Below are 415 nucleotides of genomic sequence, written 5' to 3'. Positions count from 1 at the left end.
AGATAGTTCGTCCTGGTCAACAGGGTGCGCCGATGCTTGTACAGCGGGTCATCCTTGCGTCCGCGGCGCCCAGTGGTCTCACGTTGGAGTCGCTGTCGGCAACTGGTGAGCTTGTCGGCTGCCAGATGCACCACATGGAACGGGTCCATGACTTTATCCGCCTGTGGTAGTTGCTCCTCCACTGCGGTGGCATAACCGGTAAACCCATCCATGCTCACCACCTGTATCTGCTCCCGGAAGCTGGGGTCGCGTTCCTTAAGCCACCCGCTTCAGCACGTGGGCAGATCTGCCCGGTCGCATGTCTAACAAACGCGCAGGACCACGCCCGTCCACCAGCGGGGTAAGGTCAACAAGTATGGTCACCAGGTTTGATGCCTGACCTCGTTTTCTGGTGTGTTTCCATACATGTTCATCG

General features: G+C 58.3%; 1 pseudogene. It reads right to left on the bottom strand.

The features are described 5' to 3' along the window. Positions 1-415 (bottom strand): annotated as a pseudogene (locus HMPREF2807_RS14395) (transposase); the annotation flags it as partial.

The organism is Corynebacterium sp. HMSC074A09, assembly GCF_001811545.1.
GTDB lineage: Bacteria > Actinomycetota > Actinomycetes > Mycobacteriales > Mycobacteriaceae > Corynebacterium > Corynebacterium hiratae.
This window is presented reverse-complemented; position numbering and strand designations above follow the sequence as displayed.